The organism is Dickeya zeae NCPPB 2538 (genome assembly GCF_000406165.1).
In the GTDB taxonomy this organism is placed as follows: domain Bacteria; phylum Pseudomonadota; class Gammaproteobacteria; order Enterobacterales; family Enterobacteriaceae; genus Dickeya; species Dickeya zeae.
In genome coordinates this window covers 3927263-3944333 of sequence record NZ_CM001977.1, presented here as the reverse complement: position 1 = coordinate 3944333, position 17071 = coordinate 3927263, and the positions used below count along the sequence as shown (strand labels likewise).

The 17071-nt window shown below is 54.4% G+C and carries 14 protein-coding genes; 8 read left to right on the top strand and 6 right to left on the bottom strand.

What is annotated here, in order from left to right:
* Together DZE2538_RS21310 and DZE2538_RS17240 are read left to right on the top strand one after the other, a co-directional pair.
* Window positions 1-990: putative Ig domain-containing protein (locus tag DZE2538_RS21310; RefSeq protein WP_236616974.1), on the top strand; the 990-nt coding region annotated here is incomplete at its 5' end.
* A gap of 56 nt (window positions 991-1046) precedes the next feature.
* Entirely contained in the window at window positions 1047-2555 is a 1509-nt protein-coding gene (locus DZE2538_RS17240) for a TolC family protein (RefSeq protein WP_038914686.1), read from the top strand.
* A 140-nt stretch (window positions 2556-2695) separates the two neighbouring features.
* On the opposite strand, the gene DZE2538_RS17235 is transcribed toward DZE2538_RS17240, so the two are convergent.
* Together DZE2538_RS17235 and DZE2538_RS17230 are read right to left on the bottom strand one after the other, a co-directional pair.
* Complete coding sequence (locus tag DZE2538_RS17235; RefSeq protein WP_080638996.1) at window positions 2696-3079, bottom strand: hypothetical protein; 384 nt, start codon at window positions 3077-3079, stop codon at window positions 2696-2698.
* A gap of 226 nt (window positions 3080-3305) precedes the next feature.
* Window positions 3306-4898: a methyl-accepting chemotaxis protein gene (locus tag DZE2538_RS17230; protein WP_038916868.1), complete on the bottom strand. Its 1593-nt coding sequence runs from the start codon at window positions 4896-4898 to the stop codon at window positions 3306-3308.
* A 1240-nt stretch (window positions 4899-6138) separates the two neighbouring features.
* Here DZE2538_RS17230 and DZE2538_RS17225 point away from each other — a divergent pair.
* The gene (locus tag DZE2538_RS17225) at window positions 6139-7803 is read left to right on the top strand and encodes a methyl-accepting chemotaxis protein (RefSeq protein WP_038916867.1); all 1665 of its coding nucleotides are present in this window, start codon (window positions 6139-6141) and stop codon (window positions 7801-7803) included.
* 102 nt (window positions 7804-7905) lie between these two features.
* Here DZE2538_RS17225 and DZE2538_RS17220 read toward each other — a convergent pair whose 3' ends face one another.
* The gene (locus tag DZE2538_RS17220; RefSeq protein WP_038914684.1) at window positions 7906-8802 is read right to left on the bottom strand and encodes a LysR family transcriptional regulator; all 897 of its coding nucleotides are present in this window, start codon (window positions 8800-8802) and stop codon (window positions 7906-7908) included.
* A gap of 160 nt (window positions 8803-8962) precedes the next feature.
* Between DZE2538_RS17220 and DZE2538_RS17215 the strand changes: the two genes are divergently transcribed.
* The 5 genes from DZE2538_RS17215 to DZE2538_RS17195 all read left to right on the top strand — a co-directional run bounded on the left by DZE2538_RS17215 (window position 8963) and on the right by DZE2538_RS17195 (window position 14637).
* On the top strand, window positions 8963-10294 hold the full coding sequence (locus DZE2538_RS17215) for a M20 family metallo-hydrolase (protein ID WP_038916866.1): 1332 nt from the start codon (window positions 8963-8965) through the stop codon (window positions 10292-10294).
* Window positions 10291-11742: a M20 family metallopeptidase gene (locus DZE2538_RS17210; RefSeq protein ID WP_038916865.1), complete on the top strand. Its 1452-nt coding sequence runs from the start codon at window positions 10291-10293 to the stop codon at window positions 11740-11742. Before DZE2538_RS17215 ends, DZE2538_RS17210 begins: the two co-directional genes overlap by 4 nt.
* Before the next feature lie 194 nt (window positions 11743-11936).
* Window positions 11937-13463 (top strand): p-aminobenzoyl-glutamate transporter, encoded by a 1527-nt coding sequence (gene abgT / locus DZE2538_RS17205; RefSeq protein ID WP_038916864.1) that lies wholly within the window; start codon window positions 11937-11939, stop codon window positions 13461-13463.
* Window positions 13464-13623: 160 nt separating this feature from the next.
* Window positions 13624-14094, top strand: a complete 471-nt coding sequence (locus DZE2538_RS17200; RefSeq protein WP_038914680.1) for a MarR family winged helix-turn-helix transcriptional regulator — start codon at window positions 13624-13626, stop codon at window positions 14092-14094.
* Between the two features lie 117 nt (window positions 14095-14211).
* Window positions 14212-14637, top strand: a complete 426-nt coding sequence (locus tag DZE2538_RS17195) for an organic hydroperoxide resistance protein (protein WP_023640838.1) — start codon at window positions 14212-14214, stop codon at window positions 14635-14637.
* A gap of 113 nt (window positions 14638-14750) precedes the next feature.
* Here the strand turns inward: DZE2538_RS17195 and DZE2538_RS17190 are convergent, their stop codons facing one another.
* From DZE2538_RS17190 to DZE2538_RS17180, 3 genes are read right to left on the bottom strand one after another with little or no spacing between them, the layout of a single operon-like run.
* On the bottom strand, window positions 14751-15569 hold the full coding sequence (locus DZE2538_RS17190; RefSeq protein ID WP_023640837.1) for an amino acid ABC transporter ATP-binding protein: 819 nt from the start codon (window positions 15567-15569) through the stop codon (window positions 14751-14753).
* Window positions 15562-16512: an amino acid ABC transporter permease gene (locus DZE2538_RS17185; protein WP_023640836.1), complete on the bottom strand. Its 951-nt coding sequence runs from the start codon at window positions 16510-16512 to the stop codon at window positions 15562-15564. The genes DZE2538_RS17190 and DZE2538_RS17185 overlap by 8 nt, the downstream gene beginning before the upstream one ends.
* Before the next feature lie 13 nt (window positions 16513-16525).
* Entirely contained in the window at window positions 16526-17056 is a 531-nt protein-coding gene (locus DZE2538_RS17180; RefSeq protein ID WP_038916863.1) for a GNAT family N-acetyltransferase, read from the bottom strand.
* Window positions 17057-17071 lie beyond the last annotated feature (15 nt).

The following is a 17071-nucleotide window of genomic DNA, read 5'->3' as shown; positions in this document are numbered from 1 at the left end:
GCAACCGACGGCAGCAACGCCTCGGTCAACACCACTTTCGGGCTGGTCGTCACCAACGTGAATGATGCACCGGTGGTATCCGGCTCATTGGGTGGCCAAACGGCGGCACAAAATGGCGGTTTCAGCTTTACTGTCCCAGCAGGGGTCTTTACCGACCCGGATACCGGCGACACGCTGACACTGAGTGCGACACAGGCGGACGGCTCGGCACTGCCGGGCTGGCTGAGCTTCAACCCGGCCACCCGAACCTTCTCCGGTACGCCGGGCAATGGCGATGTGGGCAATCTGACCATTCGGGTGACAGCAACCGACGGCAGCAACGCGTCGGTCAGCACCACGTTCGGGCTGGTCGTTACCGGCAGCACTGTGGATAACGGCGATCCGGAATTCAGAATCAATGGCGGCACGAGTGTGCCGCCAACGGCTACGCCCGTGCCCGTGGTGACGGTGGCACCAGCGGCACCGATCACGCTAGGTGCGCTGTTCGGCCCGACATCGCTCGGTGCGCTGAATGCGGGTAGCACGGCCACGGCGGATAACGCTACCGCGGCGTCAACCATCTTTCAGTCTGCCCAACGCGCGCCTCAAGTCAGTAATGTACCGGCCAGCCAGATAGCCAGTGCGTTTGTTCAGGGTGCCGTTTCCAGCAGTGCCAGTCTGTTTGAAAGTTCGCTAGGGTCATTCCCCAGTTTCAATACCGGTGGCGCGCTGGGGGGGAGTTCTTCGCTGGCGGGGGTGTTCTCTGGCATGAGTTTGCCTTCTCTGTCGCCGATGGCGGTGTTCTCCGGTGGTAGCTGGCGCGACATCAATACCAACAGCGCCAATACCGGTCGGTTGACGACGCCGTCAGGCGGTATCGCGCTGCAGTTTGCTCCCGGTCTGGAACAGCAGTTACAACACATTGGGAACGATACGCAGCAGCGGCTGGCGGCGATTGAGCAGGCATTGCTCGATATCGGCCAAATCACCTACGAACAACAACAAGGGTAACGGTGACCTCGGGGAAGGTGTTTATGACAATAACAACAAGGGTCAGGAGTGGAATCGTGTTAAAGGGTCGCAAACTTTTCAGTCTTAGCCTCATCGTGGTGGCAATGAGCGGTTGTGCCGTTACCAGCCAGCCCATTTCGAAGGAGCAGGGCGAGCAGCGTATTCGGCAGGATAAGGTCGCGATGTTCAGTAAACAGGAGCCGGTCACGGCACCGATCACACTGTACGATGCGATGGCCAGAGCGCTTAAATATAACCTGGAAGCCCGGCTGAAAGTGATGGAGCAGGCGTTATCGCAACAGCAACTGGAGCTGGCGCGCTATGACATGTTGCCGCAGATGGCGATGTCGGCAGGCTATGTTGGTCGCAGCAACACCAGCGCATCCAGCAGCCGCAGTATTCAAACCGGGCGGCAATCACTGGAGCCTTCCACTTCGCTTGACCAAAACCGCGATGTGGCCGACCTGACGATGGTCTGGAACGTGCTGGATTTTGGTGTCAGTTATGTCAACGCCAAACAGAGAGCGGATCAGCGCTGGATTGCCGATGAACGCAAACGCAAGGTCGTCCACACCATCATTCAGGATGTGCGTTCCGCGTACTGGCGTGCGGTAGCGGCTGAGCGGCTGCTAGGCCGTATCGACAGCCTGATCGATAGGGTGAATCAGGCGCGTGAAGCCAGCGAACACATGAGTACGCAGCAAGTGGGCGACCCGGTTGAAGCGCTCAGTTATCGCCGTGCGTTGATTGATGCTGTGCGCCAACTGGAAGAACAACGCCGGGCGTTGTCGCTGGCGAAGACCGAACTGGCGACATTGATGAACCTGCCGCTGGACGCCCCGTATACGCTGGCTCTGCCGGATAGTCACGAGATGCCGGTGCCGCAGCTGAATGTCGATTTCAATACCCTGGAGCAGACGGCGCTGCTGAGCCGCCCGGAACTGAAAGAGCAGGATTATCAGGTGCGTATTCATGCCGCTGAAACCCGCAAGTCGTTGCTGCGTATGCTGCCGGGGCTGGAGGTGAGCGCTGGTGGTCACTACGACAGCAACTCTTTTATGGTGAACCAAAGCTGGGCGGACGTGGGTGTGAAGGTGACCTGGAACCTGTTTAATCTGCTGTCAGGCCCAGCGGCGTATAAAACGGCACAGGCGAATGAAAGCGTGTCGGAAGTGCAGCGTCAGGCCATGTCGCTGGCTATCATGGCACAGTTGTACATTGCCCGGGCTAACTTCAATGAAGCGGTACGCCAGTATAAAACCAGTGTTGAACTGCGCGATCTTGATGGTCAGATTGCCGAGCAACTCAGAAACCGTTACAAGGCGAACAGTATCGGCGAGCTGCAACTGATTCAGGGGGAACTCAATGCCCTGAACGCCAACCTGCGTCAGGATTTGGCTTACGCAGAATTGCGTAATAGCTATGGTCAAATTCTCTCAACCGTGGGGCTGGATTTGCTGCCGAAAACGCTGCCGTCCAACCGGTTGGCAGATATCAGTCAGGCGTTACGCCAGTCTGAGACCAACTGGCAGCAGGGTAAGATAAGTGCATTACAGTCATTCTAATCCATCCTATGCAAGCATCATTCTGATGGTCTTCTGATAACGCTGGTGCCTGTGATGCAGGCACCAGACACCAGATATATCAGCCTCCTGAATGCTGGCAGTTGCTATGCCCGCGTCTGAACGTGCTCTTTGGCTTTTGCTCACACTACCGTGATGCTATTCCCATCCTGATGTGTTATCCGAAGTGCCGTCCCCGTCATTGCCATCTGCACCGCCTGACGGATAGTCAGGGTGCCGACCACCGGATGAGGCCGTATTGCGCCGGTTTTGCTGGTATCGGTAATCACAACGCAGCCGGTGGCATGGGCAAGCTGCTGCGCGGTTTCGTCGAATCGGTCGAAGTACAGGTGGTAAGTCCCGACGTTATCGCACTTGCCATAGGGCACTGAACGATAAGGCACGGAGGTGGTGTCGGGCTCCATGTGTGAACATCCTGCCAGCAGCAACACACCTAAAAAACACAGGCAGGATAACCCCGTGCGAGCTGGCAGAGAGACGGCGCGAATGCGGTTGGGTAGCATCATACCTCCGAAGACAGGTTAGCCCGCCTGCGTCAATCACGCGGGACGGTGCTGCATAGGATTGCGGGACACTCTCATCGTATTACTGCGGGATGTAAAAGATCGCTGGTCGGGTGTAACAAGTGCGCTGATTGCAGTGAGCATCCGTTTCCACTAGCGTCGTGTGGCGGAGAATCAGCCCGCCAGAGGCGGCGGGCTGGGAAAGGGCGTTTACCGGTGACCTGATGCCTTAACGTGGCGCGGCGAGCGCCATCGGGCTGTTATCGTCCAGATTGAAGAAGGTCATGGTGTCGTCCAGATGTCTGGCCTGTTCGTGTAGCGAAGAGCTGGCGGAGGCAGATTCTTCGACCAGCGCCGCGTTTTGCTGAGAGGCTTGCTCAAGCTGCGTGATGGCGAGGTTAACCTGTTCGATGCCTTTAGCCTGTTCAGACGAGGCGATAGAAATATCCGACATAAATTCGTTTACACGTTTAATCTCATCCATCAGTCGCGCCATATCCTGTGTGGAGTGTGACGCCACTTTTTCTCCCTGAGCGATCTCATCTGCGGTTTTTTCGATCAACTCTTTGATTTCTCGTGCCGAACCGGCGCTTCGCTGCGCCAGACTGCGCACTTCCGAAGCCACCACCGCAAAGCCTTTACCCGCTTCACCCGCACGAGCGGCTTCCACCGCGGCGTTTAGCGCCAGAATGTTGGTCTGGAAGGCGATGCCGTCCATGATGCTGATGATATCGTTGATTTTGTTCGAACTATCGGAAATATGCTGAATACGCTCGATCATCTGGCTAAAGTTACTGGCGTTCTTTTCCGCCAGCGCCGCAACGGAATTGGTCAGCGTCATCGCTTTACCCGTGTTGGCGGTATTTTCCTGCACGGAGGCGGTGATTTGCTCCATGCTGGCCGCCGTTTGCTCAACGGAGGAGGCTTGCGCTTCGGTTCGGGCGGCGAAATCCCGGTTGGCGGCGGAAATCTGTTCTGCGCCTGCGGCGACAGAACTGGCCGACTCCCTGACATCCAACACGATTTTGCGAAATGCCTGCTGCATGTCTTTCAGTGACAGCATCAGGCTCCCCATCTCGGTATTGTGCTGTGGCGGAATATCCAGTGTCAGCACACCTTGCTCCATCATGCCGAAATAGGTTCTGACCTTCTGCATCGGGTGCAACACCACGTTACGGATGAACTTCAGGGTGATCAGGCTTAGGATCAGCGCGACTATCAGCGTGGCAATAAGGATTGTTAGTGTGTGTTGATAGAAGTTATCCGCCTGTGTGATCTCCTCATTACCAACCCCTTTGGCTAACGTCACAAACTGCTCCAGCTTCTGACGGAACACCGCGCCTTTTTCCAGTGCGCTGGGTGCCAGTTTGGAATAGAAGCTATCGAGATTTCGTTCTCGCAGTACCGTGAGCATGGGGGCGACGGAGTTGTTCATATAATCATTGAAGGTATCTTCTAGATCATTGCGAAGCGCCTGGCCTTGCGGCGTTTGTGCCGGGATACGACGCAGTGCCGCCATGGTGCTGTTGGCGGAGGCGATGTAACCGTTCAGTCGCTCCAGACCAGCCCGAATTGTCGCGTCATCTTTTTTGTCTACAATCGCCAGCGCGATGTTAAAACCGGCCAGTCTGGCATTGAGCATTTCTGAATAGGCCGAATAAAGGGGAACGAGCTGCTCGCCCTCAATCCCGTTGACGTTGCGGATAGACTTGTTGCTTTGTATGGAGGAATACAAGCTAAAAGTACAAATAGACAGTAGCAATAGTGCGAATACAGCGAGTACGCAGTAGAGCCCATTTCTTATTTTGATTTTTTCTAACATCCCCATCTCCTTTGAAGTATTGATTTTCCCTACCTGCCGCTATTGATGCCACCAGTCTTGCAGACATCAGCCAATATCAGTAAGGCAACTGTATACCCGTTAGACTTCACGTTGCAGGTTGTTGCCCTGAAACCCGAATATTGAGGGTATATGCTGTGTTTATCATCAGACGGTACACCGGCCCGATTGCGGGAACAGACTAATAGTTTTATCGCGAATGGTTGTTGATGTAGGTCAGGCTGAGTCTCGCAATGATTCACACTCAGCAAGCTGATAACTCAACCCTTTGTCTGTCGTGGCGTGACTCTCACATCGATCTCCTTTATCGATCAATTTCTCCTTGTTGGTGTGCGTATTGCGTTTCAGGGATGATATCAATAAACGCGGTGGAGTGATGTGTCTTAAGTAATGTTTATGTAATGTTGTCGGTCTTCAGGCCGCGGTTTCATCAAAAAATGGGTAACGTGTTGTCGTATGGCCGCTCAGGCACGATGATGTGACAATCGATCTGCACCCTGTCATCCATTCTTTCCTTTCTCTTATGTCTTTGCGCGGTCTAATCCGGGAAAAAGTCATTTTATCGCGTTAATCAACGTGGAAATGGTTGGTAAAACGCATCGTCTTTCATCACAAAATCGTGTAATTAATGGGAGAGTTATCCTGAAAAAATATCATTTCCCTCACAAAAAATACGCTCTGTATTTTTATTTTTAATCAATTCATAACCTGTTTTTTCGCATCATGAATTATTCAGCGAAATGCTTGAAAGATATTTTGAATTCCATAATAACCAAGGTGTGATAATCTAATATCGTATTTTTCTTTATTGTCATGCCTTTTTGGCTTTTTTAATATAATTTTTTATTATTTTGATGTGGTTGAGTAAAGAAAAAGAATGTTAAGCCGATATAGGTTTCATGCTGTACATTATTCCTGCCGTATCCCCGGTGAGTGTTAGGTTTCAGGTGAGTTCTCTACTTATTTCATGAGCCATCATGTGATAAGCGAGGTTATATTGTTCAAATTAACAGCATATTTTCTGAGGCCCGGGTTATTTCAGGGATGACAGGGTATTGACCAAATAATTCGGAGCTCAGTGCTGAAGGGCTGTGTCATGCAGCCAGTACATCTATAGCCTGAAGTATGAAGGCTATAAAAAAAGTATGTTAGTTAAACGGGTTTATACCTAATACAAGTCTATACGAGAAAGTGAAATGCATTTTTATTTTAGAGGTGTTAAATGAGTCTAATTCGTAACATCAGGATTAAAATTATGATGTTGGCCATTCTGGCCATATTTACCTTGTTGTGGGGCGGGGTGGGTATTTTCTCCCTCTATTCGTTAAATAATCTGACGGATGAGATTAGCCTGACGAATGTACAGCAAACGAATGGTGATATTATCAATGGTGCCAGTGATCGTTACTACAAAGTTAAATTATCGATGGATGAAGCGATAGCGGCAGGAAATAGCAGCGATCGTGGACGAAATTTACTGAATGACGCTGCCGCAGATGTGGAATTCCTGAAAAATGGCCTGGCGCAGTTCAAGGTAACGGATCACGCCAATATCAGCAGCACATCTATTGATGATATTTACAATAGTTCCTATCAGCTGTTTAGCGAAGCGGTTGTGCCGATGTTGGACGCCGCCAGACAAGGTAATCATGATGCCTATGTGAAACTCGTTACGGAGAAATACAACCCGTTGCGGATGAAATTCACCACCGCCATCAGCCACTACAACCAGATTATTAACAATCTGAAAACCGAAGCGCAGGAGCGCATTGCTGCCTGGGTGTACTGGAGCAAAGTGGCGCTGATCGTCGCCATGATTATTGGGTTAGGCATGGTGGTATTTACCAACCGTTATCTCGCGGTTCAGATGGGACGCCCGCTGGAGCAGGTGAAAGCGCATTTGCAAATTTTGTCGAATGGGCAACTTGATACCACGATTGACGACATAGGGCGTAACGAAGTGGGGCAACTCATCCCGTTCGTTAATTCCATGCAGCAGAACTGGATAAAAACGGTGGCGGATATTCGCCATAGCGCCAGCGAAATTTATCACGGCAGCAGCGAAATCGCCGCCGGTAACAGCGACCTGTCTTCACGCACCGAAGAGCAGGCAGCGGCACTGAGTGAAACGGCTGCCAGCATGGAGCAACTGAGCGCGGTGGTGAAACAGAACGCCGATAACGCGCAACAGGCCAGTCTGCTTGCCAGAGACGCGTCAACCGCCGCCAACAACGGGGGCGAGGTAGTGCAGTCGGTCAGTCACAGTATGCAAAGTATTACCCATAGCTCGCAGAAAATTGCCGACATTATCAATGTGATCGACGGTATTGCCTTCCAGACCAACATCCTGGCGCTGAACGCGGCGGTGGAAGCGGCGCGTGCCGGTGAAGCCGGGCGAGGGTTCGCCGTAGTAGCGAGCGAGGTCAGGAGTCTGGCTCAGCGCAGTGCGCAGGCGGCGAAAGAAATCAAAACCCTGATTGACGAGTCGGTAGAGAATGTCAAAAACGGTTATGAGCAGGTGTCGCTGGCCAGCAAGTCGATGGACGACATCCTGAAGTCGGTCACCAACGTGACGGATATCATGGGTGAAATTGCCTCGGCTTCCAGCGAGCAGAGCAAAGGGATTTCCCAGGTGGGCACCGCCATCACGCAAATGGATAGCGTAACGCAGCAGAATGCGGCGTTGGTTGAACAGTCGTCGGCGACCTCCTCGTCACTGGAAGAGCAGGCACACCACCTGAACGAAATTGTCGCGGTGTTCAAACTGCCCGGTGTGGCGGACGCATCGACGGCACGTCGGGAACAAAGGCCCACCGGGAAGATGGCGGTGCTGGCGAACCCTGCTTCACGGCAGGAGAAAACCAACGACGATTGGACCTCATTCTGACCCTGGCGTCGTCAGGGACCTGCGAGTGAATAAATAACGCAGGCAGGCGCGGCAACAAGTCAGTTGCCGCGCTTTTTTGTTATCCTCAGTATTCTTCGCGCACTACTGGCAATACAGCCGAAAGAGTTTGGCGAGTTGGGTGCCCATTGGCGAGAGCATGGTGTCTTTACGTTGGATCAGGTAGAAGGTGGCCTTGGGCAGTGGCTGCTCAAGCTCCAGCACCCGCAGGCGTTCACCAATAATTGGATCGCGGATAATGTCACGCGACAGTATGCTGATAAAGTCGGTTTTGGCCACCAGACTGACGCTGGACATCAGGGTTTCGCAGGTCACACTGATTCGGGGCGCCACGGGGAGCGTCGCAAACAGATCAAACAACTGCTTGTAATAGCTGCCGCGTGGGGTGGGCATGGTCCACTCATAATCCAGCAGATCCTCCAACGATCGTGCTTGTTGAATCGGGTGATCGCGCCGAACTACCACGCAATATTCCTTTTCCATCAATTTTTCATATAACAGTTCGTTATCATAGGAAGAGCCGGAATAGGTATTCACGGTGAAGTCCAATTCGCCTTGCCGCAGCTCGTGGATCATCGCCACCAGTTGTCCTTCGGTGACCCGTAGTTTGACCTGCGGGTACAGCCGGTGAAAACGGCTGACAACCTCCGGCATCACTGTATGGGCGATGCTGGCACCCACCCCGATATTCACCCGCCCGCTGGCCTGTCCGAGCCGTTGTTGGATGTCTTCACGCGCCACGCGCAACTCTTCCATGACCAAACTGGCGTGTCGGAAATAGGCCTCGCCGCACTCTGTCAGCACCATGCCCTGACGATGGCGCAGAAACAGACGTGCGCCGAGGCAGGCTTCCAGTTCCTGAATGGATTTGGTCAATGCCGGTTGAGACAGATTGAGCTGGCGGGAGGCGGCCCGAATGCTGCCGTGGCGCGCCACTTCGACGAAGGATTGCAACTGATGCAGCTTTACGTTCTGGGTCATCTCGTTTCCTGATCGCCATTGTGGTGATAACTGTGGTTTATCACGACAAACATCCTGACATCTTATTCACACTGGTGGGTTTGTGTACATTTTTTTCAGTTACGTGACAACCCGTGGCACGGGCGTTGTCTTTTAGGACACCATCAGAGAAAACAGGCTTATGCACTCAGACGTTCTTTATTCCGACTTGTCACAACGTGTGGAACACCTTATCCCGTGGCTGCGTGAAACCCGCCGCGATTTGCATAAATATGCGGAATCCGGCTGGCTGGAGTTTCGTACGGCGACACGGGTTGCCGACGCGCTGCACCAGATGGGGTATGCGTTGAAACTTGGGCGTGATGTCATCAGCGCCGATGCCCGCATGGGGTTGCCGCCGGACGAGGTATTACAGGCGCAGGAGCAACGTGCGCTGGCACAGGGGGCATTACCGCAATGGCTACCTTATTTTTCTGGCGGCTTCACCGGCATTGTGGCGACGCTGGATACCGGACGCCCCGGTCCGGTTATCGGTTATCGCGTTGATATGGATGCGCTCGATCTAAACGAACAACTGGCAGACGACCATCGCCCATTTCGTGAGGCGTTCGCCTCCTGCAATGCCGGCATGATGCACGCCTGCGGCCATGACGGCCATACCACTATCGGCTTGGGGTTGGCGCAGGTATTGATGGCGATGCGTGATCAGTTGAGCGGCACCATCAAAGTGGTTTTCCAGCCAGCAGAAGAAGGCACTCGTGGTGGTAAATCGATGGCGGAAGCTGGCGTGGTGGATGACGTGGATTATTTTACCGCCATTCATATCGGTACCGGCATTCCCAACGGCCACCTGGTGTGTGGCAACGACACGTTCATGGCGACCACCAAGCTGGATGTGACCTATCGCGGTGTGGCTTCCCACGCTGGTGGCCGACCGGAAGAGGGGCGTAACGCCTTGCTGGCAGCGGCGCAGGCGACGCTGGGGCTGCATGCCATTCCACGCCACAGTGGCGGCAGTTCACGCATTAACGTCGGCGTATTGCAGGCAGGTACCGGGCGCAACGTCGTAGCGTCGCACGCCATGATGAAAGTGGAAACCCGCGGTGCCACTAACGAGGTCAACGAGTTTATCTATCAGCAGGCGCTGAAGGTGATCGAAGGGGCGGCGGTGATGCACGGCGTGGAGGTGGAGATTGCTCTGATGGGGGCGGCACAGTGCAGCCAGCCCAGCCCGGAGTGGGTGGCGTTTATTCATCGTCAGGCGGAGCGGGTAGGGGAACTGACCCATATTATTGACCGCAAAGACGGCGCGGCCGGTTCTGAAGATGCCACGTATCTCATGGAGCGCGTGAAAGCGCACGGCGGTTTGGCCTCTTACGCGATATTCGGCACGGCACTCAGCGCCGGGCATCACAATGAGAAGTTCGATTTTGATGAAAGCGTCATGGCGGTGGCGGTGAAAACGCTGGCGCTGCTGGCACTGAATATCGGCGAGTTTGGGGAAGCACCATGACCCGAACGATCGTCGGATTTGTTAACGATACGCTGGCTGCCCGCGCACATCAGTTGGCCGCTCTCGCTGATGACATCTGGGATCATCCGGAAACCCGGTTTGCTGAGCATTACTCGGCCGAACGGCTGGCCGGTGTGCTGGAGGCTGAGGGGTTCTGCGTACAGCGCGGTATTGCCGGTATCGATACGGCATTTGTCGCCAGTTTCGGCAGCGGCCAGCCGGTGGTGGCGCTGCTGGGCGAGTTTGACGCGCTGGCCGGGTTGAGTCAGCAGGCGGGATGCGATGTGCCGTCACCGCTGCAAGCGGGGGGAAACGGCCACGGATGCGGGCATAACCTGCTCGGTACAGCCGGTCTGGGCGGTGTACTGGCCGTAAAAGCCTGGCTGGAGCAGCATCCACAGGCCGGTACTATTCGTTTTTACGGCTGTCCGGGGGAAGAGGGCGGTTCCGGGAAAACCTTCATGGCGCGTGAAGGCGTATTCGATGATGTCGATGCCGCGCTGACCTGGCACCCAGAGACTTTCAGCGGCATGTTTTGTACCCCGACGCTGGCTAATATTCAGGCCGCTTTCCGCTTCAAGGGGGTGGCAGCGCATGCCGCAGCGGCCCCACATCTGGGGCGCAGTGCGCTGGACGCAGTGACGCTGATGAACACCGGCGCTAATTTTCTGCGCGAACACATCATCCCCGACGCGCGTTTGCACTACGCGGTGACTGACACCGGTGGTCATTCGCCCAATGTCGTGCAGGCGGATGCCGAGGTGCTGTATCTGGTGCGCGCGCCACAGATCGATCAGGCGCAGGCCATTTATGAGCGAGTGGTGAATATCGCCCGGGGGGCGGCGCTGATGACGGATACCACCCTGACGGTACGTTTCGATAAAGCCTGTTCCAACTATGTCCCTAATCGCACGCTGGAACAGGCGATGTACGGCTTTGTGCAGGCGTTTGGCGTACCGACGTATAGCGAGCAGGAGCAGGCATACGCTGCCGATATTGTGCGGACACTGAGTTCCGAGGATATCGCCAGTAACCTGACGACGATTGCCCGCACCGGCGGCGCGGACGGTCAAGCGTTTAGCCGCTCGCTTAAAGGATGTGCGTTGACCACCCAGGTGGCGCCTTATGCGCCGACCGAAACCTTGCTTTCAGGGTCTACCGACGTCGGCGATGTCAGTTGGCTGGTGCCGACTGTCCAGTGTTTCAGCCCCTGCTACGCGCTGGGCACACCGCTGCATACCTGGCAGGCGGTAGCGCAAGGGCGCACTTCGCTGGCGCATAAAGGCATGCTGCTGGCGGCAAAAGTGATGTCAGCCACCGCGCTGGCGTTATTTACCGACAGCACGTTGTTGCAAGCCTGCCAGCAGGAGTGGCGACAGCAGCGACAGGAAACACCGTACCGCTGCCCTATTCCAGCAGGTATCCAGCCATCACCTTTATCTCATTGATCTAAAAGTTTTATTGCCGTTTCGACAACAGGCCGCTGTGCGTTGCGTCGTTCCCGCAACGGCGGGCCTGGCTAGATAAACCGAGCCGTCCGGCCGACGGTAAAACGGTAGTACCCGTTACAACAGTACAAATCACAACAATATTAATCACAACAACACGATCACATAAGAATTCAGCACAGAGGGGAAACAGCATGAGTGTGACAACGGAACGTGGCCAGCCACAGCAGGGCGGGCTCTTCCAGTGGGTAGAGCGGGTGGGAAATAAGATCCCTAATCCATTTTTATTGTTTGTATACCTGATCGTTTTGTTGATGGTAGCCAGCGCACTGTTTTCCTTGTGTGGAATTACGGCGACGAATCCCGCCAATGGCGAAGTGGTGCGGGTGAAAAACCTGCTCAGCGTGGAAGGGATACAATGGATTTTGCCCAACGTTATCAGGAATTTTAGTGCGTTTACCCCGCTGGGCTCCATTCTGGCGCTGGTGCTGGGAGCCGGGTTGGCAGAGCGCGTTGGCTTGCTACAAACACTGATGTACAAAATGGCTTCGCATGTCAGCGCCCGCTATGCCAGTTATATGGTGCTGTTTATCGCTTTTTTCAGCCATATTTCGTCAGACGCGGCGCTAGTGGTGATGCCACCGCTGGGCGCGTTAATTTTTCTGGCGGTGGGGCGTCACCCGGTGGCGGGGTTATTGGCGGCTATCGCTGGCGTCGGTTGCGGTTTCACCGCTAATTTACTGATTGTGACCACTGATGTGCTGCTGTCGGGGTTGAGCACTGAATCAGCCAAGGTGATCAATCCGGCGGTGCATGTCAGCGTGATTGATAACTGGTTTTTTATGGCAGCCTCCGTGGTTGTGCTGACCATCGCCGGTGCGTTGTTGACGGATAAATTCATCGAACCGCGTCTGCCACCGTATCAAGGAGAGCGCGATGAAAACCTGTCCCGATTGACGCCGGAGCAGAATCGCGGCCTGCGTGCCAGCGGTATCGCGGCACTGGCCTTCATCGCTATTGTGGCACTGTTGGTGGTGCCAGAGTGGGGACCGTTGCGTGATCCGGTCAAACACACGGTGATGCCGTCGCCGTTCATTCAGGGCATCGTACCGCTGATCATCGCGTTTTTCTTTGTGGTATCCATTCCTTATGGTGTCGTTACCGGTCAGATCACCTCCCAAAACGATCTGCCGAAGCTGATGATCGATCCGATGAAAGGCATGGCCGGTTTTATCGTTATGGTATTCCCGCTGTCGCAGTTCGTGGCGTTCTTCAACTGGAGCAACATGGGGAAGTTTATCGCCATCGGGCTGACTGACTTGCTGGAATCGTTGGGAATGACCGGGATTCCCGCGTTCGTCGGGTTGATTTTTCTGTCGGCGTTCCTGTGTATGTTTATTGCCAGTGGTTCCGCTATCTGGTCGATTCTGGCACCGATTTTTGTGCCGATGTTTATGCTGCTCGGCTTTCATCCGGCATTTGCCCAGATTGTGTTCCGGGTGGCGGATTCTTCGGTGATTCCACTGGCACCGGTATCGCCGTTCGTTCCATTATTTCTTGGCTTTTTGCAGCGTTATCACAAACAGGCACAACTGGGTACTTATTACTCGTTGATACTGCCTTATCCGCTGATGTTTTTTACTGTCTGGCTGATATTGCTGGTGGTGTGGTATCTGCTGGGGTTGCCCATCGGGCCGGGGGTTTACCCGCGCTTAGCATGACGCTAAAGCGACATTAAGGCGGAGTGGTTCTGCGTGTGAACCGGTGGGGAGCCCACCGGTTCTTTTTATTATCAACAGGTTACTTTTTTCTTTTCTGCTGCCGTCAAATTTTAATCTAAATCGCTTGCTATTTAATTTTGAGCGATATAGAGTGGCAACCATGAACAGAAACGATACCGATACCAAACCGATACTGAGTGATGACGCCTTCCGGCTGGATGGTCAGCTCTGTTTCGCGCTCTACTCAGCGAATCTGGCGATGAACAAGTTATATCGCCGTTTGCTGACCGAGCTTAACCTCACGTACCCACAGTATCTGGTGATGCTGGTGTTGTGGGAACGCGATGGGGTAACGGTCTCTGAATTGGGCGAGCGTCTGTTTCTGGATTCTGCCACGTTGACGCCACTGCTTAAGCGTCTGCAAACCGCAGGGTTGGTTACGCGTCGTCGTGGCACGCAAGACGAACGCCAGGTGCTGATTGAACTCACCGACGACGGGCGTGAGTTGCAGACGAAAGCGAAGGCTGTGCCTGAAGGGGTGTTCTGCGCGTCAGAATGCAATATCGAGCAGTTACGCGCTATCAAGCACGATCTGGAAACATTGCGAGCCAGCCTCATCAGGCATATTTGATGAATGATGTGGCACGATGGGCGTTTGTCGTCTATATTTTCTTAATCATTTAAGTAGTGTGCGATTTAATTTTTAACGATTTAAATCACGCATTTATCCACTCAAAGGAGTCACATGATGTCTATTGAAAAAGTTCTCTACGTTGCACATGCTCAGGCTACAGGCGGTCGTGATGGTCGTGCGGTTTCTTCTGACCAGCAGTTAGATGTCAAATTGACCACGCCGCGTGAACTGGGCGGTGCCGGTGGTGAAGGTACTAACCCGGAACAGCTGTTTGCCGCTGGTTACTCCGCTTGCTTCCTGGGGGCACTGAAGTTCGTCGGCGCACGTGACAAAGTCTCGATTCCGGCAGGGACGACGATTAATGGCAGCGTGGGTATCGGCGCCATCCCGAACGGCTTTGGCATTGAAGTTGAGTTGAAAATCACCCTGCCGGGTGTGGACCGTGCGGTAGCGGAAGAGCTGGTACAGAAAGCACACATCGTTTGCCCGTACTCCAACGCGACGCGCGGTAACATCGATGTAAAACTGACGGTTATCTGAGTCAGATGAAAGGCCGTCGTCTATCGAGCTGTGTTAACGATTGACGTAACGTTTTCATTCCCCGCACGGTGTCGGGGAATGAAAATATCGCCTTGAGCAGCTTATTTAAAAACCTAGAGCACCTTATTCAAAAAACTGGCAGTGCGCGGATGGGCAGGATGATTCAGCACCTGATACGCGTCGCCGCTTTCCACGATTCTGCCATCCACCATGAACACCACCCGATCCGCCACTTCGCGCGCGAAGCCAATCTCATGAGTCACGATCACCATAGTGACGCCCGATCGTGCCAGATCCTTGATGACATCCAGTACTTCGCCCACCAGTTCCGGGTCTAACGCCGAGGTGGGTTCATCAAACAGCATCACCTTGGGGTTGAGCGCCAACGCACGGGCAATAGCGATACGTTGTTGCTGCCCGCCGGACAGGTGGCGCGGATAAGCATTCGCCTTGTGGCGTAACCCGACCCGGTCCAGCAGCGCCAGTGCTACGCTCTGTGCCTGGGCGCGGTGGTATAGCCGGTGCACTCGTGGCGCTTCAATAATGTTCTCCAGCACCGTCAGGTGTGGAAACAGGTTGAAGTTCTGGAATACATAACCAACGCCGATGCGCTGGCGCAGAATCTCCCGTTCTTTTAGCTCGTACAGTGTGTCGCCTTCACGGCGATAGCCAATGTAGTCGCCGTCGATACGGATGGTACCTTCGTCCACCCGCTCCAGGTGGTTGATGGTTCGCAGTAGCGTGGATTTGCCGGAGCCTGACGGCCCAATTATCACGGTCACTGAGCCGGGCGGCAGCGTCAGGTTAATATTATCCAGCGCCCGATGCGCACCGAACCATTTGCCTACCCCCTGAATATCGATCCGACCTTTTTCAGCTACAGTGCCTGATACGGTATGTGGGATTGAATAAAGATCAATAGCTTCAGACATGGTATTTCCCTCTGAATATCAGTGCGGTCAGGTGCCGGAAAAGACGCTGTAACGGATGCGCCGGTATTTCCCGCACTGCCCCGCGGGCGACGTAGCGCTCTACAAAATATTGCAGTACCGACAGTACGCTGGTGATCACCAGATACCAGACGGTCGCGACCATCAACAGTGGAATGACTTGCTGAGTGCGGTTGTAAATCACCTGCACGGTGTAAAACAGTTCCGGCAGTGCCAGCACATACACCACCGAGGTGCCCTTGGCCAGGCTAATGATTTCGTTGAAGCCGGTAGGCAGAATGGAGCGCAACGCCTGCGGCAGAATAATTCGCCAGGTACGGCGATAACCCGGTAAGCCGAGCGCAGCGGCGGCTTCGAACTGTCCGGCGTCAACACCAAGGATACCGCCACGGATAATTTCGGCGGTGTAGGCCGATTGCACCAGTGTGAGTCCCAGCACAGCGACAGCGAAGGGGCTTAGCACATCAATAGTCGGGTAGCGGAAAAACTCTACTGCCGTGAAAGGGATACCCAATGCCAATGTGTCGTACAGGTACGAAAAGTTGTAGAGGATTATCAGCACCAGAATCAGCGGCAGTGATCGAAATAACCAGATATACAGCCAGGACAGCGTACTGAGTAAGGTCGACGATGACAGCCGTGCCAACGCCAGCCCGGTACCGACGATCACGCTGAACAGGGTGCCGAGTAGCGTCAGCAACAGGGTACGCCCTAGCCCTTCCAGAATGACGGGATTAAAAAAGTAGTTGGCGAACACGGACCATTCCCAGCGGCTGTTGAGCGCCACCGACTCGGCAATACCGGCGAAAATAAATAGCGAAAACACGGTGCCAGCGATACGTAGTGGGTAACGCGCCGGTACCACGCGTAAGGTTGTCGCAGGGGCATCCGTTGGATGCAGTGCGGGGGGGATTGAGTGCGTCATCAGTGTGTCCTTGTTACCCGATAGCCCGTTCCTGTTGAGCCACCCGTTCAGACAATGGCCCATACAGCGGTTTACGAAACGGCAACCGACCATCGTGCGGCGGCAGGCTGTAATATTCCGGGTCGAGTTGAGTATCGAACTGTGGTTGATAACCTTCGCTCAGGTATAACCCGACTGCTTCCGGCTGGCGAAAACCGGTTGTCAGAAACAGATCCCGATAGCCCAGCCGACGGGCATGGCACTCCAGTTCGAGCAGTACTCGTTTGGCGAGTCCCTGACGTCGCAGGGTTCTGTCAGTCCAGATACGTTTAAGCTCGGCGGTGGTGGCGTCGTAGCGTTTGAACGCGCCAGTGGCGATGGGGCGCTCATCGCGCATCAACACGATAAAAATACCGTCCGGCGGTAGATAGAGCCCCTGTGGTTCCGGATCCTGATGAGCGAAGTAGTCACCGTAACGCTGACGGTATTCAGCAAATAAACCGTCCAGCACCGGCGCAATGCGTTCGTCTTCCGGGTAGGTGACAATGAAATGTTCCTCAGACATAGCGTTCTCCCTGTG